Raw genomic sequence first — 20,520 nt, 5'->3', positions numbered from 1 at the left:
CGATCACCGGCACAGGAGCGAAACACAATGGCCAAGAACGCCACCAACAATCTGAGCGCGCAGGTCCGCGACACCACCGGTAAAGGCGCCTCCCGCCGCGCGCGCCGCGAAGGCCGCGTCCCCGTGGTCCTGTACGGCCACGGCACCGACCCCCAGCATCTCGAGCTCAACGGCCACGATTTCGCCGCCGTGCTCCGCAACTCCGGCACCAATGCCGTGCTGACGCTCGACATCGACGGCAAGGAGCAGCTCGCGCTGACCAAGGCCATCGAGATCCACCCGATTCGCCGCAACATCCAGCACGCCGACCTGCTCGTCGTGCGCCGCGGCGAGAAGGTGACCGTCGACGTCACCGTCGTCGTCGAGGGCGAGGCCGTCCCCGGCACGCTGGTCACCCAGGACGCAGGCACCATCGAGATCGAGGCGGACGCGCTGTCGATCCCGCAGCAGTTCACCGTATCGGTCGAGGGCGCCGAGGAGGGCACCCAGATCCTGGCCAGCCAGATCGAGCTGCCCAGCGGCGTGACCCTGATCGCCGACCCGGAGACCTTGATCGTCAACGTCGTCGCGGCTCCGACCGCCGAAGAGCTTGAGTCCGAGGGCGGCGGTGCCTCGCTGGAGGAGCAGGCGGAAGAGGCCGCCGAGGCGGAGTCCGAAGAGGGCGAGAGCGAAGGCGAAGCCGCGGCCGAGTCCGACTCCGAGTAGGTCGACCCCGTCATGGCCGAACCCATGCTGGTGGTCGGCCTGGGCAACCCCGGACCGCAGTACGCGACGACCCGGCACAACCTCGGGTTCCTCGTGGCCGACGTTCTCGCCGACCGCATGGGCGAAACGTTCAAGGTGCACAAGAAGTCTGGCGCAGAAGTCGCCACCGGACGGCTCACGGGCCGTCCGGTGGTGCTCGCCAAACCGCGGGTCTACATGAACGAGTCGGGTCGCCAGGTCGGTCCGCTGGCCAAGTTCTATTCCGTCGCCCCCGCCGACGTCGTGATCATCCACGACGAACTCGACATCGACTTCGGCCGGATCAGGCTGAAGTCCGGCGGTGGCGTCGCAGGCCACAACGGCCTGCGTTCTGTCGCTTCGGCGTTGGGCGGCAACGACTTTCAGCGGGTGAGGGTCGGCATCGGCCGGCCGCCGGGCCAGAAGTCCGGCGCCAGCTTCGTGCTGGAGAACTTCAACTCCCGGGAACGTCCAGAGCTCGGCACCATCGTGGAGTTGGCCGCCGACGCCACCGAACTGTTGGTCGAGCTTGGCATCGAACCGGCCCAGAACACCGTGCACGCCTGGAGCTGAGGCTCAGCGGCCGCGGATCCCGCTGTCGACCGTCTTGACGGGTTTGTGCGGGTAGCGCTTCCTGGCATGGGCCTCGGCATCGGAACCCGGCAGCACATAGAGCGTTTCACGCTTGTCCTGAAGCGGCTTGAGGACGAGGTCCATGAATCCCTTGCGGTCGTCGAGGTAGGGCTCGATGACCTCTTCGCCCGCCGGGCACACAGCCAGACAGTAGGCCGCCTTGTAGTTGGGCTTGAAGGACAAGCTCTGCCACATCGATGCGTTCTCCGAATCGGTGACGCGAGAACGAAAGTCGTCGGCGTCAGCGCTGTCGGCGATGGTCTGCACCCAGTCGGTGAATCCGCCCATGAATTCGCGGTAGTTGTGCACCGAGCACGCGAAGAAGTCGAAGTCGCCGTTCTTCTTGATCGCCCCGACCGGACACGCAGCGACGCACAACTTGCACTCCAGGCACGGCGAATAGTCCAGCGGTGCACCGTATCTGTTGATGCCGGAGGCCACCACGATGGTGCCGAGCAGGATGAAGTTGCCGAATTTCGGGTGGATGACGTTTCGGTGGATGCCCATCGCGCCCATGCCTGCCGCCACCGCGACGGGCTTGTGCGCGACGACCCAGATACGTCCCGGGAATCGGTCCATCTCCATCGGGAACGTCGCCGACGGATTCAGCACCCGGTGGCCGGCATCCTGCAGCACGCGGGTTATTCGGTGGGCAGCCTCGTTCATCACCTCACCGCTGCGGTGGAACTCCTGGTTCGCGACGCTGCGCGCCGTCGACCGGACGTTGTCGCGGTTCATCTTCACGACCAGCGAGAGGTAGCTGACGGCACCCGGTAGCGCCGCCTCGACGTGGGGCAGTTCGGACGCCAGCTCCGGGTCTCCGACGCGGGCGAAGCCCACGTCGTCCGCGCCGGCGTCCAGACATACCGCTCGCAGCCAGTCGGCATCGATGATGCCGGGCGCAGAGGTCGGTCGTGATCGCACGGCGCGCACGGTCGGATGGTCGGCCAGTCGGGGCGGCAGCTTGTCCACCCACCTGAGTATAGTCATAAATACCCAGATGGGTGACCCCCGCGCCGCCGGTCAGTCCGCGGTTCTGCGCCTGTAGGCGTACAGCGCAACCGGGGCGAAGATCGCCGTCAACGCGAGCGACCACAGGATCGTCGACAGCACCGGATGGTGCAGCGGCAGCTGGGCACTTGCGGGCGCGGGACCGCCGTTGCCCCACAGTTCCCTCATCGCCTGCGCCAGTGATGACACCGGGTTCCACTCGGCGATCACCCGCAGCCAGTGCGGCATCGGCTCGGTGGGCACAAAGGTGTTGGCCAGAAACGTGATCGGGAACAGCACGGTGAACATCACGCCGTTGACCGCCTCGACCGTGCGCATCAGCGATCCGATGAGGATCCCGAACCAGATGATCCCGAAGCCGAACACCAGCAGAAGGGCGAACGCGAGCACGGCTTCGCCGACACCGTTGCGGATCCGCCAGCCGATGGCCAGCCCCGTCAAAGCCATCACCAGCACGCCCAGCGACGAGTGGATGACGCTGGCGATGCTGCGGCCGATCAGCACCGACGAGCGTGAGATCGGCAGCGACCGGAAGCGGTCGATGATGCCCTTCTCGACGTCGGCGGTGATGCCGGCCGCCACCACGAACGCCGAGAACACGATGGTTTGCGCCTGGATACCCGGGAGCAGGAACTCCCGGTAGGACGCCCCTCCGGTGTTGGTGATCGACGCACCGAAGACGAACGCGAACAACAGCACGAACATGATCGGCTGCGCCGTCACGTCGCTGAGCATCTCGGGCATGCGCTTGGTGTGGATCATGTTGCGTTTCACCATGATCCACGATTGCTGTGCCAGGTTGGTGCGGTGCGTCGGCACCGGGTCGGGCCGCACCGACGTCGTGGTGGGTGTCTCCAGAGCGGTCATGCGCCGACCTCCTCGCTGTCTTCGGTGCGGTGTCCGGTGAGGGTCAGGAACACGTCGTCGAGGCTGGGCCTGCTCAGCCCGATGTCGTCGACGGTGACGCCCGCGTCGCGCAGCCAGCCCGCGACCTGGATCATGTCGTCGAGACCGTCGGCGGATGCCGTCAGCCTGCGGGCCCCGGCGTCGACGTACACGTCGGCGCCCGTCCGCGCCAGGAGCGTGTGGGCGGAGTCCAGGTCGGCGGCGTCGGCGACGGTGACGACCAGACTGGCCCGGCCGGCCTGCTGCTTGAGTTCCAGCGGAGAACCCTCGGCGATGATCCGACCGCGGTCGATCACCACGATGTTGTCGGCAAGCTGATCTGCCTCCTCCAGGTACTGCGTGGTCAGCAGCAGCGTGGTGCCCTGGGCCACCAGGTCGCGCAGCACGTCCCACAGCTCGCTGCGACTCCGGGGGTCCAGACCCGTCGTCGGCTCGTCGAGGAACAGGACCGGCGGGGAGGCGAGCAGACTCACCGCGAGGTCCAGCCGGCGACGCATGCCGCCGGAATAGGATCGGACCACGCGGTCGCCCGCGTCAGTGAGTGAGAACTGGTGCAGCAGTTGGTCGCAGAGCCGGTTGAGGTCCTTGCGGCGGATGCCGTGCAGACCGCCGATCATCCGGATGTTCTCGCGCCCGGTGAGCAGTTCGTCGACCGTCGCGACCTGACCCGTCAGCCCCATGTGGCGGCGGACCTCGTCGGGCTGGGTGCGAACGTCGAACCCGGCTACCCGTGCGGTCCCGCTGGTGGGCTCCGTCAGCGTAGTCATCATCCGCACGGTGGTCGTCTTGCCTGCTCCGTTGGGGCCGAGCAGGCCGAGCACGGTTCCCGGCGGCACCGCGAAGCTGACGCCGCCGACCGCGGTCTCGTCCCCGAACCTCTTCACCAGGTCGAGCGCTTCGATGGCGGGAGGATGTGGCATGCATCCGACGCTATCGGCGGCCCCTGACAAGAGCCAATCGATTTACCCGTGTGCGGGCGGGCCTGTCGCTGTCGCCGGCGACGAGGGCGCGCGAAATGCCGCTGCGGGCGGCGTGTCGGCGTGCAGACCCGCGCGCTCGCGGTGCGACGACTACGTGACCAGCGACACCGACGTGGAGCGGCGGAGCTTGCCCGACGACGTCTTCGGGATGCTGCCGGGGCCGAGCACCACGACGTTGCGCGGACGCACATCGACCTCGGCGACGACCTCGTGGGCGACCTGGTGCTCGATGCGACGCACCTCGACCGGGTCCTGCCAGTTGTTCGACTCCACGGCGACGGCGAACGTCTCACGGGAGTGTCCGGCGTCCAGGCGCACCGCGACGGCACAGCCGGGGCGCACCCCCTCAACGCGGCCGGCGGCCCGTTCGATGTCGGTCGGATAGATGTTGCGCCCGGCCATGATGATGACGTCCTTGACGCGACCGCAGACGACGACGTTGCCCTCTTCGGTCATGTAGCCGAGGTCGCCCGTGTCGTACCAGCCGTGCTCGTCCTGAGCGGGGATGAACCCGCCCATGGTCATGTAGCCGGGGGTCACGCACTCGCCGCGCAACTCGATGACACCGACCCCACGGGGCGGCATCACATTGCCGTGGTCGTCGATGACGCGCGCTTCCAGGTCGGTCAGCAGCGGGCCCAGCTCGGCCAGCCGCTTGGTGTGTCCCTTCGTCGCAGGCACGGCGCGGCGCAGGGCCGCCAACAGGTCGGCATCGACTTCGTCGACGGTCAGACCCGCGCCGCACGGCGAGAACGACACCGCAAGCGTGGTCTCGGCCATGCCGTAGGCCGGAAGGATCGCGCCCGGATCGAGGCCGAACGGCTTGCCGGCGTCGAGCAGGTCCTCGACGTCGGCGGGCTCGACGGGCTCCGCACCGGACAACGCGAAGCGCAGGGTCGACAGGTCGAACTCGCCGGGCTTGGCCTGACGGCGCAGCCGCTTCGCGAACAACGCGTACGCGAAGTTCGGCGCGGCGGTCATCGTGCCCTTGTACTTGTCGATGAGCTTGGCCCACAGCAGCGTGTCGCGCAGGAAGTCCATCGGCGTGACCTTCACGAGCTCGGCGCCGAAATACATCGGGATGGTCAGGAAGCCGACCATGCCCATGTCGTGGAAGCAGGGCAGCCAGCTCACCATCACGTCTTTGTCGACGTCGTATTCGGCGCCGATGAACATCGCCTCGGCGTTCGAGTGGATGTTGCGGTGGGTGATCTGAACGGCCTTGGGAGATCCCGTCGACCCGGACGTCAGCTGCATCAACGCGAGGTCGTCCTCGCCGACCTCGATCGGGTCGACGGGCTCGGACGCGAGCAGGTCGGTGACCGTGAGAACCTTGATGCCCTTTTCCTCCAGCACCGGGACGGCGACGAGGAACGGTTCGGACACGATGACGGCCTTGGCCTCGATCATGCCGATGACGTTCATGGTGTCCTCGGCCCAGACCACGAGGTCGGTGCGCGGGGTGGGCTGGTGCAGCATCGTCAGGCTGGCGCCGCGCATCCACAGCCCCTGGGCCGTCGGCGCGATCTCGACGGGGAACCCGGCCAGCACGCCGACGGCGTCTCCGTGGCCCACGCCCGCCGCGGCCAGGCCACCGGCGATGCGCCGGGCCCGCTCGTGCACCTCGCCCCAGGTGTGACGGACGGGCTCGTACGGCTCGCCTGTCACCATGCCCCGATCGGTGGTGCGGGCATTCAAGTACATCTTCTCGGTGAATCTGCTCACGACGACCTCCTCGCCGACATCTGCCCCGGTGCACATGCCCGTTTGCCATGCTCCGCCTGATCAGCGGCCTTTTCGTGGAGGCGCGCACACTTTTGGGGAGCGGTTGTGTCTCGAATCGGTGATGTTCGGCAAACTCGGCCGGACGCGGTGCGGATTCTGTTCACCGCCCCGCCGGATGCACCGGTGGGGGAACTCGTTGCGTGAACTACTCGACCGCTAGCTGTCACCGTCGCTCATCTTAAGCAACTCTTAAGTAGCTGCCAAACGCGCGCGATTATTGAGGCGTGTGTCACACCTTTTTGTGATCGCGAATTTATCGATCAGCCTGCGGTCGAGAGCCGGGAACCACCCGGGCGCCTTGGACCGGCCCGCTCGCGACCCGCACGGTGCGGCACACTCCCGCGCCCGCCAGTTCGGTGCCGACGTCGACCGCGGCCCCTGCCGAGGTGCACAGGAAGGCGCAGGTGGGCCCGGATCCGGACACCACGCCCGCCAGCGCACCCGCCTCGACGCCGGCACGCAGCGTGCGGCGCAGCGTCGAGTCCAGGCTCAGCGCCGCGGGCTGAAGATCGTTGCCGAGCAGCGGCGCCAGCTGCGCCGGGTCCCCCGACGCCAGGGCGGCGAGCACCGGCTCCGGCGATTCCAGACGCGGCGGGAGCGTGCGGTCCTCTTCGGCTCGGAGGCGGTCGATCTCGGCGAACACCGCCGGGGTCGACAGTCCGCCCGGTGAGAACGCCAACACCCAGTGAAAGGTGTTGCGCGCCAGCACTGTCGCCAACTCCTCCCCGCGTCCGGTACCCAGTGCTGTGCCGCCGTGGAGCGCGAAGGGCACGTCGCTGCCGAGCCGGGCCGCCAGAGCGTGCAGATCGCGCCGCGGGACCCCGAGCTCCCACAGGTGGTTCATGGCCACCAGGACGGCCGCCGCGTCGGCGCTGCCGCCGGCCATGCCGCCCGCCACCGGGATCGTCTTCTCGATAGAGATTGCGACATCGGGGGCCCGTCCGACGTGTTCGGCCAACAACTCGGCCGCGCGCCATGCCAGATTGCGGTCATCGGTCGGAAGGGATTCGGCGCCCTCGCCGGTCATGTCCAGAGTCAGCATGTCGGCGTTTCGGACGGTGACCTCGTCGAGAAGGGACACCGCATGGAAGACGGTCGTCAGTTCGTGGTAGCCGTCCTCGCGGACATCGCCGACGTCGAGGTACAGGTTGACCTTGCCGGGCACGCGGACCGTGACCGAGCCGGAAGGAACCCAGTCTGATGCGGTACTACCGTCTCGCGCGGACACTCGAACGACATTAATCCCGCGACCACGCCTCGTGCAGTGGAGGCGTGGTCGGGGTGTCGCCTCAAGAGACGGCTTCGAAGCAGACACAAAACCGGCCCCGGCAAGGAGCCGGGGCCGGTCTGGTGCAGTGGTGGCGGATCAGACCGTCAAGCCCTGCGAATCGTCGCCGGCATCGACCGGTTCGAGCTCCTCGGAGTTCGCGTTCTTGGGCACGACATGCCAGTCGGCGTTGCGCTGCAACAGCCGCACGAAGTCCTTGATGCTCAGCGTCTCACCGCGAAGGCCCGGATTGATACTGGCAGCGAGCAGTCGGCTGGCCGACTCGTTGCCCGACCCCGCCCACTCGGCGAACGCATTGCGTACCGTCTTGCGACGCTGGGCGAATGCGATGTCGATGAGCTCGAAGACGTTCTCACGGAACTCGGCATCCATCGGCCACTCGGGCGTCTCGTAGCGGTCGATGCGCACCAGGCCGGAGTACACGCGCGGGATCGGCCAGAACACCGTCGGCGACACCATGCCGTAGCGACGCACATTGCCAAAGAACCGGATCTTGGCGCTGGGCACTCCGTAGTCCTTGCCGCCCGGTTCGGCGGCGAGGCGCTCGGCCACCTCGGCCTGCACCATGACCATGACTGTTCGGATCGACGGGAACTCGGCCAGCAGGTGCAGGAGGGCGGGGACCGCGACGTTGTACGGCAGGTTGGCTACCAGCGCGGTCGGCATGTCGGTGAGATCCGACTGCTTGAAGGTCAGGATGTCCCTGTTCAGGACGGTGAGGCGGTTGGCCTCGCTGTGCGAGTGGGCGGCAATGGTCGTGGGCAGCTGCTTGGCCAGCACCGGATCGATCTCCACCGCGGTGACCCTGGCGCCCCGGTCCAGCAGCGCGAGCGTCAGCGAGCCCAGCCCCGGTCCGACCTCGAGCACATGGTCGTTTCGGTTGATGCTGGACGCGGAGACGATGCGGCGCACCGTGTTGGCGTCATGGACGAAGTTCTGACCGAAAGACTTCCTTGGCCTGAAGTCAATTGACTTAGCCAGATGCCGAATCTCAGTTCTTCCGAGCAGCCGTATTGTCACGACGCACCGATCCTCCCACTACAGGTCGGCCACGCCCCCCAACCTTGGCGTGCCCGAGTTACCTCAGCAATCGCGATCTGCTCTTCTCTCGTTGCCAGATCCGCTCGCTGAGCATACCTCAGACCCCCGTTGCGCTCCCAGGTGTTTTGGTCAAATTGAACGCCACCAAAATAGCCATTGCCCGTATTGATGGCCCAATTACCTCCGGCTTCGCACCGCGCGAGGGCGTCCCAGGTGCCCCCGTTGCTCACCGCGGGCACCTCTGTGCCCGGTTTCGCGCCGATTCTCAGCACACCATCGCGCGCCGGCGCGACGACGACATTGGCTACTGGCAGCCTGCCGGTCTCCACCCCATTGACGGTCGAGACCGCAAAAGTCACGTCCTGGACACCGGGATTTCCGGGATCCTCCACTATTTGACGGCTCATGTTGAGGGTCACGTCTTCGATGCGCTGATTGTTCGGATTCAGCGGCAATCTCTCGGTGACTTTCGCAATGCGCACGCGTGTCACTTTTATGTGCATACCGTTCACAATTGGGCTTGACGGCGAGGGGATGACTGTGTCCCTTTGCTGTAACGGCGCTCCAGCGGCATCTAACAGCGCCGCCACGTTCGGGGCCGCAAGCCGCACCGAGCGCGTCACTCCGGCGTCCTCGATTTGCACGTTTTGCGCGCTGACCACCGGAAGCGCCATGCCGTCGAGCGGCAGACGGCTTCCACGAGACGCGGCGACAGGCGCCTTGTCGGTCATCTGCAACTGTGCGAGCGCTTCGTCGACGGTCGACGCCGTCGTCCACACCTGTTCCGATCCGCCGCCGTCGGTGGAGATCTCCAGCGGCCGGCTGCGACGCAGCACGATCGTGTCGGACTGGTTGACAGGCGTGTCCGCGGCGGGGAAAAGGTCGTCGCGCTCGCCGACCTCGAAGCCGTTTTCGGTCACGACGTCGATGACGCGAGACTTCATCGTCGACACCGTCACAGACGCGCCGTCGATCGTCAGGGTCACCGTCTTGTGGGCAGCGACCGCCGTGACGCCCGCGAAAGCCAGGGCCAGCAAAGTCGCCGCGACCACAAGTCGCAGGAGGGGCGAGCGCGTCTGATGGAGTTTGGTCAATGCATTCAAAATGTCGTCTATCCCGACTTAGCCTGGCGCGGAGGGCGTGGAGGTGGGGGTGGCCACCGCGCGATTTATCACAAGACGGTAACGAACAGGTCTAGCTCCAGCAACCCGCCAGACCGTACACCCGCATCGCCGTCTCGAAGCTCTCCTCGGCGAGAGCCTCGGCCGGCCGGCCGACGAGGTCAGCCAGCGCCCGGACAGTGTAAGGGAGGCAGTAGGGCTCATTCGGCGCGCCGCGGAACGGGTGCGGGGTGAGAAACGGTGCATCGGTCTCCACCAACAGCTGGCCGGCGGGAATCAGGGCGGCCGCTTCACGCAGGTCATGCGCGTTCTTGAAGCTGACCGTCCCGGACAGGCTGAGCACCCACCCTTCGTCGATGCACGTACGGGCCATCGCGGCATCGGAGGAAAAACAGTGGAAGATCACAGTCTCGGGGGCACCCTCGGCCCGCAGCACGTCGAGGACGGCGGCGTCGGCATCGCGGTTGTGGATCATCAGCGGCTTACCGGTGCGTTTCGCGAGGTCGATATGCCACGCGAAGGCCTCGCGCTGCTGGTCTGGCTCGGCGCAGCCCTCCAGGCGACCGGGCCAGTAGAGATCCACACCGGTCTCGCCGATCGCGACCACCCGCGGATGCTCGGCGAGCCGTTCGATCACCGTCCGCGCCTCCGACGTCAACGCATTGGCCCTCGTCGGGTGCAGTGCCACGGCCGCGTACACGCGCGAATCCCAGTCGGCGGCTTCGGTCGCCCAGCGGGCCGATTCGAGGTCGTCGGCGATCGTGACGACGGCTTTCACGCCCGCCTGCCCGGCGCGGTCCAGGATGGCGCGCACGCCGTCCGCGTCGCGGGCCCCGCAGGCATCGAGGTGGGTGTGGGCGTCGATCAACGGTGCGACGGGCTCCGGAATCGGCGGCGGCTCGCGCTTCTGTGAGGGACTCACCCCAGACACCTTAGGGTTGACGTCGAAATGAGCGAGAAATGAGCGAGCCTTACTACATCACGACGGCGATCGCGTACCCCAACGGTGATCCTCACGTCGGACATGCCTACGAGTACATCGCCACCGACGCGATCGCGCGGTTCAAGCGGCTGGACGGTTTCGACGTCCGCTATCTGACCGGTACCGACGTGCACGGGCTCAAGATGGCCGAGACCGCCGCCAAGCTCGGCATCCCCACCGCCGAACTGGCCCGGGCCAACTCGGACGTCTTCCAGCGGCTGCAGGAGAAGCTGAACATCTCGTTCGACCGCTTCATCCGGACCAGCGATGCCGACCACTACGAAGCGTCAAAGGCGATCTGGACGCGGATGGTCGACGCAGGCGACGTCTACCTCGACAAGTACTCCGGCTGGTATTCGGTGCGCGACGAACGCTTCTTCACCGAAGCAGAGACGACTGTCGACGGCGACGGAGTTCGGGTGGCCACCGAAACCGGCACCCCGGTCACCTGGACCGAGGAGGAGACCTACTTCTTCAAACTCTCGGCCTACACGGACAGGCTGCTGGCCCTCTACGCCGAACGGCCCGGATTCATCGAACCCGAGGTGCGGCGCAACGAGATCGTCAGCTTCGTCTCCGGCGGCCTGCGCGACCTGTCGATCTCGCGGACGACGTTCGACTGGGGCGTCCCGGTTCCCGGCCACCCCGACCACGTCATGTACGTGTGGGTGGACGCGCTGACCAACTACCTGACCGGCGTTGGCTTCCCGGACACCGAATCCGAGGCGTTCCAGCGGTATTGGCCCGCCAGCCTGCACATGATCGGCAAGGACATCATCCGGTTCCACACCGTGTACTGGCCGGCATTCCTGATGTCGGCGGGCATCGAGCTGCCGAAAAAGGTTTTCGCCCACGGCTTTCTGTTCAACCGCGGCGAGAAGATGAGCAAGTCGGTCGGCAACGTCGTCGACCCCAACAACCTCGTCGACACGTTCGGCCTGGACCAGCTGCGCTATTTCCTGCTGCGCGAGGTGCCGTTCGGGCAGGACGGCAGCTACAGCGAGGACGGCATCATCGGCCGGATCAACGCCGACCTGGCCAACGAGTTCGGGAACCTGGCGCAGCGCTCGCTGTCGATGGTGGCCAAGAACCTCGACGGCGTCGTGCCGACCCCGGGCGAGTTCGCGCCCGAGGACTCCGAGCTGCTCGCCGCCGCCGACGCGCTGCTGGACAAGGTGCGCAGTCACTTCGACGCGACCGCGATGCATCTTGCGCTGGAGGCGATCTGGTCGGTGCTCGGCGCCGCGAACAGGTACTTTTCGGCGCAGGAGCCGTGGGTGCTGCGCAAGAGCGATCCGGCGAGGTTTGCGACCGTGCTCTACACGACGCTGGAGGTGGTGCGGATCGCCGCGCTGCTGAGCCAACCGGTGATGCCCGACGCGATGACAAAGCTTCTCGACCTACTCGGCCAGCCCGAGGACGACCGGGCGTTCACCGCGATCGCGACCCGTCTGGCGGCAGGGACAGCGCTTCCCGCTCCGACGGGTGTGTTTCCCCGCTACCAGGCGGAATGACCCCTGATTTGTGACGTGCGTCACGACATGTCACATATCGTCGGTCGTCGGTGTCTTGAGGTCAGCCCGACTCGATGGGGAGTCGACAACCTCGAAGGAGATGCTCATGGCCGCGAAAGCAACGACCGTGCTGGTGATCGGCGGCGGATACGCCGGAGTCATGGCAGCCAACCGCCTGATGTCACGTGACGATGTGAAGGTGAAGCTGATCAACCCCCGGACGGAGTTCGTGGAGCGCATCCGGCTGCATCAGTTGGCGGCCGCGGACGACCCGAACAGCACGGTGGCGGTCCAGGATTTCGGCGCCGTCCTCAACGCCGGTGTGCAACTCGTCGTCGACAGCGTCGAGCGCATCGACGCGGGCGCTCGCCAGGTTGCGCTGGCATCGGGCGCGACGCTCGATTACGACTACCTCGTCTACGCGGTCGGCAGCACCGGCGCGGTTCCGGTGTCGGTGCCAGGGGCCGCCGAATTCGCCTATCCCCTCAGCGAATTGGAGCAGGCGAAGCGCCTGCGGTCACGACTGGCGGACGTGCCGGTGCAGGCACCCGTCGTCGTCGTGGGTGGCGGGCTGACCGGCATCGAGGCGGCCGCGGAGTTCGCCGAAGCGGGCCGCAGGGTCACTCTGGTCAGCACCATCGTCGGACCGTCGCTGAGCAAGGCGGGACGCCGCTCGGTCACCAAGCGCCTCACCAAGCTGGGCGTCGCGATCCTCGACGGACCTGAGGCGACCGTCACCGCCGTCGGCCCCGACCAGGTCGCCCTGCCGGGCGGCCTGACTCTGCCCAGCGCGGTGACCGTCTGGACGGCCGGCTTCGGGGTGCCCGGACTGGCCACCGCGAGCGGCCTGACGACCGATGCGCTGGGCCGGCTTCTCACCGACGAGACGCTGACCAGTGTGGACGATGACCGCATCGTCGCGACCGGCGATGCGGCGTCGCCCTCGGGCCTGCCCTACCGGATGAGCTGCCAAGCCGGCCTGCCGCTCGGTGCGCAAGCCGCCAACACGGTGCTGGCCAGGATCGCCGGCACCCAGCCCGCCGACGCGACGGTCAAGATGACGGGCCAGTGCATCAGCGTCGGCCGCGGCGCAGGCACCGTGCAGCTGGCGCGTGGGGACGACACCCCGGTCGGTCTGTACATCGGTGGGCGCGCAGGCGCATTCGTCAAAGAGCAGGTGTGCCGGTACACGGTCAAGTGGCTCGCCGGCGAGGCCGCAAAACCAGGTTCTTACAAGTATTTCCAGGGCCCGGACCGCAGCGAGCTGATCGCCGCCGTGACGGCGGTGCCCGTCCGATGACCGTCGGACCGGGTGACGAACACGCCGAGCGGTTCACGCAACTGCGTCCGCTGCTGTTCACGATCGCCTACGAGATCTTGGGCAGTGCAACGGAATCCGACGACGTGCTGCAGGAGAGCTACCTGCGGTGGGCCGAGGTCGACCTCGGTACGGTAGCCGACATCAAGGCCTATCTCGCCCAGCTCGTCACCCGGCAGGCACTCAACGCGCTGCGCGCACAATCGCGGCGCCGCGAGGACTACGTCGGCCCTTGGTTACCCGAACCGCTTCTCACAGAGGCGGATCCGTCGGCCGATGTGGTGCTCGCCGAGTCGGTGTCGATGGCGATGCTCGTGGTTCTTGAGACGCTCAGCCCCGACGAGCGAGCGGTGTTCGTGCTGCGGGAGGTGTTCGGCTTCGGCCACGACGAGATCGCCGCGACGCTCGGAAAGACGACGACCGCGGTGCGTCAGATGGCGCACCGCGCACGCGAGCACGTGCAGTCGCGCAGGAAGCGCTTCGAGCCGATCGACCCCAAGGTGTCGACCGAGATCACGATGCAGTTCTTCACCGCGGCGGCCACCGGGGATCTCGACGGTCTGATGGGAATGCTCGCGCCGGACGTGGTGTGGACCGCCGACAGCGACGGCAAGGTCAGCGCGGCTCGCAGGCCCGTCGCCGGTGCGGAGCGGGTGGCCAAGCTGATCCTGGGTCTGATCCGCCTGGGCGGACCCGACGGCCGCGCCGAACCGGGCATCTACAACAACGCCCCTGCCCTGGTGCTCTACACCGCGGACAAGCTGGAAGGTGTCGTCTCGGTCGAGGTGATCGACGGCAAGATCACGAACTTCTATGCCATGCGCAATCCGGACAAGCTGGCTGGCGTGATGGTGCCGCGACGCATCGGCCGATAATGAACCGGTGCGCATCGAGCGGCTCGGCGATCTGGGCCCTGCCCCGCAGGTTCTGCGTGCGCTGAGCTCAGCGACCACCAGGCTCGGATTGGCGCCGCCCGCGGCGCTGATCGGGGACTGGTTCGGCTCGACCGCGGTGGTCGCCCCGTCGGTGCCCGTCACCGAGGTGTCGGCCTCGGAGGTGTTCGACGTGACGCCCGGCAATCGATCCGACGGGCCGGTCGGCGGCGGATGGTTCGGATACCTGTCCTATCCCGACGCCGGCGCCGACGGCCGCGGTCCGAGGATCCCGGAAGCGGCGGGCGGGTGGTCGGACTCGGTACTGCGGTGTGACCGAGACGGCGTGTGGTGGTACGAAAGTCTGACCGGCGCACCACTTTTCGACTGGATGACGGAAGCGCTGCAGACGGTGCCGCCCCGCCGCGCCGCCGTTGTCGACTGGGGACATGCGGACCGTGACGCCCACGAACGCGGCGTCACCTCCTGCCTGGACGCCATCGCAGCGGGCGAGGTGTACCAGGCGTGCGTGTGCACGCAGTTCACCGGAAGGCTCCACGGCGAATCCGTCGACTATTTCGCCGAGACCGCGGAGAGGACGGCGCCGTCGCGCGCGGCCTACCTCGCCGGCGACTGGGGTGCGGTCGCCTCGCTCTCACCGGAACTGTTCCTTCGCCGGTGCGGTGAGGACGTCACGTCGAGCCCGATCAAGGGCACCCTGCCCCGCGATGCCGACCCCGCCGCGTTACGCGCGTCGGTCAAAGACGTCGCGGAAAACATCATGATCGTCGACCTCGTGCGCAACGACCTCGGCCGGGTGGCGCGAACGGGGTCGGTGTCGGTGCCCGAGCTGCTGGCCGTCCGTCCAGCGCCCGGCGTCTGGCACCTGGTGTCGACCGTGTCGGCGCGGGTCCCCGCGGAGCTGCCGATGGCCACGCTGCTGGAGGCAACGTTCCCGCCGGCGTCGGTGACCGGCACACCCAAGCGCCGGGCCCGCGAGCTACTCGTGGGCTGGGAACCGCGGCGGCGCGGAATCTACTGCGGAACAGTCGGATTGGCTTCTCCGGTGGCGGGCTGCGAAGTGAACGTCGCGATCCGCACGGTGGAGTTCGCGGCCGACGGCACCGCGGTGCTCGGTGTCGGCGGCGGCATCACCGCCGACTCCGACCCGGGCCGCGAGTGGGACGAATGCCTGCACAAGGCCGCACCGATCATCGGTCACGGCGCCTACTCGCGGGCGCGCAGAACCGCGTCGTAGAGCTCGCGCCGCGACGGGGACCCGGGGTGGGCGGCGACCACCTGCGCGCACGCGTCCTTGACCCGCATGCCGTCGTCGACGAGGCGGATGGCTTCTGCGACGAGCGCGTCCGGGTCTGCGGTCGGGGTGGCGCCCGCGAGCACCACGGTGATCTCCCCGAGTACGCCGTCGGCCGCCCATTCGGCGAGTTCCCCGAGGGTTCCCCGCACGATCTCCTCGTGCGTCTTCGTCAGCTCCCGGCACACCACCGCGCGGCGGCCGGCTCCGAGCACCTCGACGGCGTCGTCCAGCGTTTCGGCCAGCCTGCGCGGTGACTCGAAGAAGACACAGGTGCGCGGCTCGGCGGCCAGCGACTGCAGCCAGGACGTCCGGGCGGCCTGTTTGCGCGGCGCGAAACCCTCGAAACAGAACCGCTCCGACGGCAGACCGGCGACGGCCAGGGCGGTCGTGACCGCGGACGGGCCGGGCAGGCACTGCACAGGCAGCCCGCTGTCGGCGCATGCGGCGACCAAGCGATAGCCGGGGTCGCTGATCAGGGGCATCCCGGCGTCGCTGACCAGCAGCACCGTCGCGCCGCTGCGAATGTCGTCGAGCAAGGCGGGTACCCGGGACGCCTCGTTCTGGTCGTAGAGGCTCACGATGCGGCCGGCGGGCTTCACCTCCAGCGCGGCGGCGAGCGTCCGGATCCGGCGGGTGTCTTCCGCGGCGATCACGTCGGCGCTGCGCAGGGCCCGAACCAACCGGGCGGACGCATCCGAGGGCTGCCCCAGCGGCGTGGCGCCTACAAGCAGTCGTCCGGCCGTCATGCGAGACAGCCTACGATCGCAGGCGTGACTGCCCCGACCGACGAGCTCTCGAGGAGCGGGCGAGCGGTCCCTGTCATCAGCCCCGGCCCCGTGGTGCCCGTCGCCGACTTCGGTCCGCTCGACCGCCTACAGGGCTGGGCGATGACGGCAGTGATCACGGCGCTGGCGGCCATCACGCGGTTCCTGAACCTCGGCTCCCCCACCGATGCGGGCACCCCGATCTTCGACGAGAAGCACTATGCGCCGCAGGCGTGGCAGATGGTGCACAACAACGGGCTCGAGGACAACCCCGGCTACGGCCTGGTGGTGCACCCGCCCGTCGGCAAGCAACTGATCGCGATCGGCGAGGCGATCTTCGGCTACAACGGCCTGGGCTGGCGGTTCTCGGGCGCCGTGTGCGGGGTGGTGCTCATCCTGCTGGCGGTCCGCATCACTCGGCGCATCAGCAGGTCGACGCTCGTCGGTGGCATCGCGGGGCTGCTGCTGATCGCCGACGGGGTCAGCTTCGTGACCGCGCGGACCGCGCTGCTCGACGGGTTCCTGACGGTGTTCGTGGTCGCGGCGTTCGGCTGCTTGATCGTCGACCGCGACCAGATCCGCGAACGCATGCATCTCGCGTTCCTGGAAGGCCGCATCGCGGAGACCCCGTGGGGCCCGCGGCTCGGAGTGCGGTGGTGGCGGTTCGGCGCGGGGGTACTCCTCGGGCTGGCCTGCGCGACGAAATGGTCGGGGCTGTACTTCGTGATGTTCTTCGGCGTCATGACGGTGGCGTTCGACATCGCCGCGCGCAGGCAGTACCGGGTGCCGAGGCCGTGGCTGGGGACGTTCCGGCGCGACGTGGGCCCGTCGCTCTACGCGCTCGTGCTGATCACCTTCGGCGTCTACCTCGCGTCGTACACCGCGTGGTTCGCGTCGGAGACAGGTGTCAACCGCCACGAGGTGGGGCGCTCGATCGGGCCGGACAGCGTGCTGCCGATCCCGGACGCGGTGCGGTCGCTGTGGCATTACACCTACGCCGCGTACCGGTTCCACTCCGGGCTGACGAACGCCGACGGCAACCACCACCCGTGGGAGTCGAAGCCGTGGACGTGGCCGATGTCGCTGCGGCCGGTGCTGTATGCGATCGACACCGAGAATGTGTCGGGCTGCGGCGCGCAATCGTGCGTCAAAGCGGTCATGCTGGTCGGCACCCCGGCGATGTGGTTCATCGCGGTGCCGGTACTCGCGTGGGCGGTGTGGCGCGCATTCGTGAAGCAGGACTGGCGCTATGCCGTGCTGCTGGTCGGTTACAGCGCGGGCTTCCTGCCGTGGTTCGCCGACATCGACCGGCAGATGTACTTCTTCTACGCATCGACGATGGCGCCGTTCCTGGCCATGATCCTCGCGATGATCCTGGGCGACATCCTCTACAAGCCGAACCAGAACGCCGAGCGTCGAACGCTGGGCCTGCTCGTGGTGTGCATCTACGTGGCGGTGGTCATCACGAACTTCGCATGGCTCTACCCGGTGCTGACCGGGCTGCCGATCTCGCAGCAGACGTGGGACATGCAGATCTGGCTGCCGTCCTGGCGCTGAGCGCGCCATCTCGCCGAACTGAGATTCCCAGTCGTGGATTCGGAGTTATCCACAGCCCTGTGACGAGGCTCGCCGACCGCCCGCCACGTTGAGCGACGATCAGGTGCGTGCAGTCGGTGATCCTAGGAAGTCAGGCGATCAAGCGCGGCGCGTTGACCCGCGGGCAGTTGCGTTGGCGGTACGAGCCGCTCTTCCCCGACGTCCACGTCCTCAAAGGCACCCCGCGGTCGCTCTACACCAGGACGGTCGGGGCATGGGTGTGGTCGCGGGAACGCGGTGCGATCACCGGACGCGCCGCCGCGGCGATCCACGGTGCCAAGTGGGTACGCGACGACGCCCCCATCGAACTGTTATGGAAGTGCTACGACACTCCCGACGGGATCATCGCCCGCGACGACCACTTCTCGTACGACGACATCATGGAGATCGACGACATGGCGGTCGCGACCTATCCCCGTTGCGCCTATGACCTCGGCCGCCATCTACCGCGCAACGAGGCACTCATTCATCTCGACTCGCTGGCACGCGCCACCGGCATCCGCGCCGAGCACGTAGTGCCGATCATCGAGCGGTACAAAGGCGCCCGCCATATCCGGCGCGTGCGGACCGCTGTCGATCTGATGGACGCCGGGGCCCAATCCCCGAAGGAGACGCTTCTTCGCCTACTGCTCATCGACGCCGGATTCCCGCGTCCCCGTACGCAGATTCCGGTGCGCGACGAGTACGACGTCCCGTTCGCCTACCTCGACATGGGTTGGGAGAGCGTCAAGATCGCGGTCGAATACGACGGCGACCAGCATCGCATCGATCGCAGCCAGTATGTCTGGGACGAACGTCGACTGCGGCGCGTGCGCGACCGGGGCTATCTGCACGTGAAGGTCATCGCCGAAGATCGTCCGTTCGAGGTCATCGAACGCGTACGACGGGCGTGGGCCGAACGCGAGCCTGGATCCATGGTCGTGTAAGGCGGCGAAAGAACGACCGGGAATCTCAGTTCGGCGACACGTGGGCCCCTAGAGGGGGTCTCGTCCTGCCGGGCACGACATGCAGCGCGGGCCGCCGCGGCCGGTGCCGAGCTCGGAGGCGGAGATCGGCAGCACCTCGATGCCCGAATCCATCAGGCGGGCATTGGTTTCCGTATTGCGCTCGTAGGCCACCACCACACCGGGTGCGACGGCGAGCGTGTTGTTGCCGTCGTCCCACTGTTCCCGCTCGGCGGTGACGGGGTCGAGCCCGGTGTCGATGACCCGCAGCTTGCCGATGCCCATCGCGTCGGCGGCGGCGTCGACGAACGGCGCCGCCCTGTCGATCGTCACACCTTCGGACCGGCGGCGAATCGTGAACGCCGTCAACGAATCCTGGATGTTCGGGTACATCACGACGGCGTCCTTGTCTACCATCGTGCACACGGTGTCGAGGTGCATCTGCGCGCGCTCCTGTGCGATCGGCACCGCCAGCACCGTGTGGGCGAGATCGTCGTCGAAAAGGCTGCGCGCCAGCGCTTCTGCGCCCGCAGGTGTGGTGCGCTCACCGACACCCACGGCCACCACGCCGGGCGCGAGCAGCAGCACGTCGCCACCCTCGATCGGGGCCGACCGCGACTCGTAGGCCCGCCGCACTCCGAGGAATCGCGGGTGATGGGCGTAGATCAGATCGGTCAGCGACGTCTCGCGCACCCGGGCACGCATCGCCAGCGACGTGATGGCCACGCGCGGCCCGATCCAGAACGACGAGTCGCGGGTGAACAGCAGGTTGGGCAGGGGGTCGATCACGAAGTCGCCGCCGTGGTGCATGCGCCGCACCAGCGACAGCTCGTTCTCCCCGAAGGGCAACTCGTCGAATGTCATCCCGGCCATCAGGATCCGCGCCAGCGACGGCGCATCGAGCGTACGCAGGTACGCCGAGAGTTCCTGGGCCAGCGGCGCGCCGAGGCGGCGGGCATCCACCGCGGCCGAGATGCCGTGCATCCGCGCCGCGCCGCTCTTGGCCAGCGCCTCGGTCAGCAGCTCACCGAGCACCAGCACCTCGACACCACGCGACCGCAGCAGTTCGGCGAACGCGTCGTGTTCCTGCTGCGCCCTGGCCACCCACGGCAGCCCGTCGAACAGCAGGGTGTCGTTGTTGCGCGGCGTCAGTCGCTGCAGCTCGGGCCCGGGTCGGTGCAGGATGACCACCCGAAGCCTGCCGACCTCCGAATTGCACCCCAACGCCGCCTCTGTCACATCTAGCACCGTAACCCCGGAGCCCACCTCAACTATGGTTTAGGTCATGGAGTGGCCGCACGAGTTGACGCCGGGCGACATGGCGGTGCGCAGCGGGGTCGCCGTGTCCGCGCTGCACTTCTACGAACGCGAAGGCCTCATCACCAGCAGGCGCACCGGCGGCAATCAGCGGCGCTATTCGCGCGAGACGCTGCGCCGGGTGGCGTTCATCCGCATGTCGCAGCGGCTCGGCATCCCGTTGGCCCGGATTCGCGACGCGCTCGCCACACTGCCCACCGATCGCGTGCCCACGAGCAAGGACTGGGCGCGGCTGTCGGCCGGCTGGCGTGAAGACCTCGACGAACGGATCGTGCACCTGCAGCGCCTGCGCGACAACCTCACCGGATGCATCGGCTGCGGCTGCCTGAGCTTGAAGGTGTGCGCGCTGGCCAACCCCGGTGACGTTCTCGCCGGCGAGGGCCCTGGCGCGGTTCGCCTTTGACTCG

General features: G+C 67.7%; 19 protein-coding genes. 9 read left to right on the top strand and 10 right to left on the bottom strand.

Going from position 1 to position 20,520, the window contains the following annotated elements:
* Window positions 1-27: 27 nt before the first annotated feature.
* Entirely contained in the window at window positions 28-705 is a 678-nt protein-coding gene (locus ACAG24_RS06255) for a 50S ribosomal protein L25/general stress protein Ctc (protein WP_370475468.1), read from the top strand.
* A 12-nt stretch (window positions 706-717) separates the two neighbouring features.
* Window positions 718-1,296, top strand: coding sequence for an aminoacyl-tRNA hydrolase (gene pth, locus ACAG24_RS06250; RefSeq protein WP_370475469.1), 579 nt, complete (start codon window positions 718-720; stop codon window positions 1,294-1,296).
* A 3-nt stretch (window positions 1,297-1,299) separates the two neighbouring features.
* Here pth and ACAG24_RS06245 read toward each other — a convergent pair whose 3' ends face one another.
* The 8 genes from ACAG24_RS06245 to ACAG24_RS06210 form a co-directional block, all read right to left on the bottom strand.
* Window positions 1,300-2,346, bottom strand: a complete 1,047-nt coding sequence (locus ACAG24_RS06245) for a 4Fe-4S binding protein (protein ID WP_374150762.1) — start codon at window positions 2,344-2,346, stop codon at window positions 1,300-1,302.
* 33 nt (window positions 2,347-2,379) lie between these two features.
* Window positions 2,380-3,234, bottom strand: coding sequence for an ABC transporter permease (locus ACAG24_RS06240; RefSeq protein WP_370475471.1), 855 nt, complete (start codon window positions 3,232-3,234; stop codon window positions 2,380-2,382).
* The gene (locus tag ACAG24_RS06235; RefSeq protein WP_370475472.1) at window positions 3,231-4,193 is read right to left on the bottom strand and encodes an efflux ABC transporter ATPase subunit, DrrA-related; all 963 of its coding nucleotides are present in this window, start codon (window positions 4,191-4,193) and stop codon (window positions 3,231-3,233) included. Before ACAG24_RS06235 ends, ACAG24_RS06240 begins: the two co-directional genes overlap by 4 nt.
* Before the next feature lie 150 nt (window positions 4,194-4,343).
* Window positions 4,344-5,978, bottom strand: coding sequence for a fatty acyl-AMP ligase (locus ACAG24_RS06230; protein ID WP_370475473.1), 1,635 nt, complete (start codon window positions 5,976-5,978; stop codon window positions 4,344-4,346).
* 313 nt (window positions 5,979-6,291) lie between these two features.
* Window positions 6,292-7,266, bottom strand: a complete 975-nt coding sequence (locus ACAG24_RS06225; protein ID WP_370475474.1) for a 4-(cytidine 5'-diphospho)-2-C-methyl-D-erythritol kinase — start codon at window positions 7,264-7,266, stop codon at window positions 6,292-6,294.
* A 138-nt stretch (window positions 7,267-7,404) separates the two neighbouring features.
* Window positions 7,405-8,346, bottom strand: a complete 942-nt coding sequence (gene rsmA, locus ACAG24_RS06220) for a 16S rRNA (adenine(1518)-N(6)/adenine(1519)-N(6))-dimethyltransferase RsmA (protein WP_370475475.1) — start codon at window positions 8,344-8,346, stop codon at window positions 7,405-7,407.
* Entirely contained in the window at window positions 8,343-9,470 is a 1,128-nt protein-coding gene (locus tag ACAG24_RS06215) for a resuscitation-promoting factor (RefSeq protein WP_370475476.1), read from the bottom strand. The genes rsmA and ACAG24_RS06215 overlap by 4 nt, the downstream gene beginning before the upstream one ends.
* A 91-nt stretch (window positions 9,471-9,561) precedes the next feature.
* Window positions 9,562-10,410, bottom strand: a complete 849-nt coding sequence (locus ACAG24_RS06210) for a TatD family hydrolase (RefSeq protein WP_370475477.1) — start codon at window positions 10,408-10,410, stop codon at window positions 9,562-9,564.
* Between the two features lie 38 nt (window positions 10,411-10,448).
* On the opposite strand from ACAG24_RS06210, the gene metG reads away from it, so the two are divergent.
* From metG to ACAG24_RS06190, 4 genes are all read left to right on the top strand, one after another.
* Window positions 10,449-11,984 (top strand): methionine--tRNA ligase, encoded by a 1,536-nt coding sequence (metG, locus tag ACAG24_RS06205; protein WP_370475478.1) that lies wholly within the window; start codon window positions 10,449-10,451, stop codon window positions 11,982-11,984.
* A 106-nt stretch (window positions 11,985-12,090) separates the two neighbouring features.
* Complete coding sequence (locus ACAG24_RS06200) at window positions 12,091-13,284, top strand: NAD(P)/FAD-dependent oxidoreductase (RefSeq protein ID WP_370475479.1); 1,194 nt, start codon at window positions 12,091-12,093, stop codon at window positions 13,282-13,284.
* Window positions 13,281-14,177: an RNA polymerase sigma-70 factor gene (locus tag ACAG24_RS06195; protein WP_370475480.1), complete on the top strand. Its 897-nt coding sequence runs from the start codon at window positions 13,281-13,283 to the stop codon at window positions 14,175-14,177. Before ACAG24_RS06200 ends, ACAG24_RS06195 begins: the two co-directional genes overlap by 4 nt.
* Before the next feature lie 7 nt (window positions 14,178-14,184).
* Window positions 14,185-15,432: an aminodeoxychorismate synthase component I gene (locus ACAG24_RS06190; RefSeq protein ID WP_370475481.1), complete on the top strand. Its 1,248-nt coding sequence runs from the start codon at window positions 14,185-14,187 to the stop codon at window positions 15,430-15,432.
* On the opposite strand, the gene rsmI is transcribed toward ACAG24_RS06190, so the two are convergent.
* Complete coding sequence (gene rsmI / locus ACAG24_RS06185; RefSeq protein WP_370475482.1) at window positions 15,402-16,238, bottom strand: 16S rRNA (cytidine(1402)-2'-O)-methyltransferase; 837 nt, start codon at window positions 16,236-16,238, stop codon at window positions 15,402-15,404. The genes ACAG24_RS06190 and rsmI overlap by 31 nt on opposite strands.
* A gap of 24 nt (window positions 16,239-16,262) precedes the next feature.
* On the opposite strand from rsmI, the gene ACAG24_RS06180 reads away from it, so the two are divergent.
* Window positions 16,263-17,813, top strand: coding sequence for a dolichyl-phosphate-mannose--protein mannosyltransferase (locus ACAG24_RS06180; RefSeq protein ID WP_370475483.1), 1,551 nt, complete (start codon window positions 16,263-16,265; stop codon window positions 17,811-17,813).
* Between the two features lie 107 nt (window positions 17,814-17,920).
* Complete coding sequence (locus ACAG24_RS06175; protein ID WP_370475484.1) at window positions 17,921-18,778, top strand: putative endonuclease domain-containing protein; 858 nt, start codon at window positions 17,921-17,923, stop codon at window positions 18,776-18,778.
* 48 nt (window positions 18,779-18,826) lie between these two features.
* Here the strand turns inward: ACAG24_RS06175 and arcA are convergent, their stop codons facing one another.
* Window positions 18,827-20,035 carry an arginine deiminase gene (arcA, locus tag ACAG24_RS06170; RefSeq protein WP_370475485.1) on the bottom strand — a complete coding sequence of 403 codons (1,209 nt, stop codon included), beginning with the start codon at window positions 20,033-20,035 and terminating at the stop codon, window positions 18,827-18,829.
* A 46-nt stretch (window positions 20,036-20,081) separates the two neighbouring features.
* Between arcA and soxR the strand changes: the two genes are divergently transcribed.
* Window positions 20,082-20,516 (top strand): redox-sensitive transcriptional activator SoxR, encoded by a 435-nt coding sequence (gene soxR / locus ACAG24_RS06165; protein ID WP_370475486.1) that lies wholly within the window; start codon window positions 20,082-20,084, stop codon window positions 20,514-20,516.
* Window positions 20,517-20,520: the final 4 nt, after the last annotated feature.

It is taken from the genome of Mycobacterium bulgaricum, from assembly GCF_041287165.2.
GTDB classification, from domain to species: Bacteria; Actinomycetota; Actinomycetes; order Mycobacteriales; family Mycobacteriaceae; genus Mycobacterium; species Mycobacterium bulgaricum.
Note: the sequence above shows the minus strand (reverse complement) of the source record. Positions and strands in the feature narration are given on the sequence as shown.

Excerpts from the sequence above, each read along its gene's own strand:
- pth (WP_370475469.1), top strand. The coding sequence starts at position 718 with ATGGCCGAACCCATGCTGGTGGTCGGCCTGGGCAACCCCGGACCGCAG.
- ACAG24_RS06235 (WP_370475472.1), bottom strand. The coding sequence starts at position 4,193 with ATGCCACATCCTCCCGCCATCGAAGCGCTCGACCTGGTGAAGAGGTTC.
- metG (WP_370475478.1), top strand. The coding sequence starts at position 10,449 with ATGAGCGAGCCTTACTACATCACGACGGCGATCGCGTACCCCAACGGT.
- ACAG24_RS06245 (WP_374150762.1), bottom strand. The coding sequence starts at position 2,346 with ATGACTATACTCAGGTGGGTGGACAAGCTGCCGCCCCGACTGGCCGAC.
- ACAG24_RS06240 (WP_370475471.1), bottom strand. The coding sequence starts at position 3,234 with ATGACCGCTCTGGAGACACCCACCACGACGTCGGTGCGGCCCGACCCG.
- soxR (WP_370475486.1), top strand. The coding sequence starts at position 20,082 with ATGGAGTGGCCGCACGAGTTGACGCCGGGCGACATGGCGGTGCGCAGC.
- ACAG24_RS06255 (WP_370475468.1), top strand. The coding sequence starts at position 28 with ATGGCCAAGAACGCCACCAACAATCTGAGCGCGCAGGTCCGCGACACC.
- ACAG24_RS06200 (WP_370475479.1), top strand. The coding sequence starts at position 12,091 with ATGGCCGCGAAAGCAACGACCGTGCTGGTGATCGGCGGCGGATACGCC.
- ACAG24_RS06195 (WP_370475480.1), top strand. The coding sequence starts at position 13,281 with ATGACCGTCGGACCGGGTGACGAACACGCCGAGCGGTTCACGCAACTG.
- rsmI (WP_370475482.1), bottom strand. The coding sequence starts at position 16,238 with ATGACGGCCGGACGACTGCTTGTAGGCGCCACGCCGCTGGGGCAGCCC.